This window comes from Streptomyces antioxidans (assembly GCF_000968685.2).
Taxonomy (GTDB): Bacteria; Actinomycetota; Actinomycetes; order Streptomycetales; family Streptomycetaceae; genus Streptomyces; species Streptomyces antioxidans.
In genome coordinates this window covers 1-1119 of record NZ_LAKD02000205.1, presented here as the reverse complement: position 1 = coordinate 1119, position 1119 = coordinate 1, and the positions used below count along the sequence as shown (strand labels likewise).

The following is a 1119-nucleotide window of genomic DNA, read 5'->3' as shown; positions in this document are numbered from 1 at the left end:
TTGGAGACGGCCCTGACTGACCTCGACCTGCCGGCCGACGACATCGATCTACTGACAACGGCCGAACGCACGGCACTCCTCCGCCAAGGCAACCCCGCCGCCGTCCACTCCTCACCCGCCGCCACCACTCTCCCCGCCCTCCTGTCCGCCCAGGCCACCCACACCCCCCACGCACCCGCCGTGGAGTGCGGAGAGGAGTGCCTTACCTATGCGGAGGCCGACGCACGGGCGAATCGGCTGGCCCGGTATCTGATCGGACGTGGCGCCGGGCCGGAAGCGGTGGTGGCCGTGGCGGTACCTCGCTCACTCGACATGGTCATCGCGGTTCTGGCGGTCCTCAAGTCGGGCGCCACCTATCTGCCGATCGACCTGGCGTACCCGCCGTCCCGCATCGGCTTTATGCTGCGCGACGCGCGCCCTCTCGCGGTGGTGACGACTGGCCGTACCCTCGGCGACCTGGGCTGTGACGAAATGTCCACGGTCGTGCTCGACGCCCCGGACACCGCTGACGCGATCGCCACCCTGTCCGGCTCAGATGTCACCGACGCGGACCGTGTGCACCCTCTGCATCCCCTGCATCCGGCCTATCTCATCTACACCTCCGGCTCCACCGGCACCCCGAAGGGGGTCGCGGTGCCGCACGCCGGAATCGCGAGCCTGGCGCTGACACAGGCCGAACGGTTCGACGTGGGCGAGGGGAGCCGGGTCCTGCAACTGGCCTCACCCGGTTTCGATGTGTCCATGATGGAGCTGGTTATGGCGTTCGCCACCGGCGCCACACTGATCGTTCCGCCCGCCCGCATGGTGGTGGGCGAGGACCTGGCCGTCGTACTGCGGGATGGCCGCATCAGCCACGCCGTCATGTCGCCGACCGTGCTGGGCAGCATTCCCGATGGTGCGTTCCCCGACCTCCGCACTTTGATCATCGGCATTGAGGCATGTCCGGGGGAACTGGTCCAACGGTGGTCCGTCGGGCGGCGGATGGTGAATGCCTACGGCCCCACCGAGGCCACGGTGTACGTCACGGCCACGGGGCAGCTCTCCGGTCCGGACGTGCCCCCGATCGGTGGGCCGATCGTCGGTACGCGGGTGTATGTGGTGGATGGTGGGTTGGGTTTG

At 68.7% G+C, this 1119-nt stretch carries 1 protein-coding gene; it reads left to right on the top strand.

What is annotated here, in order from left to right; genetic code table 11:
• A partial coding sequence (locus VT50_RS37670; RefSeq protein WP_158083253.1) for an AMP-binding protein occupies window positions 1-1119 on the top strand: 1119 nt, incomplete at both ends.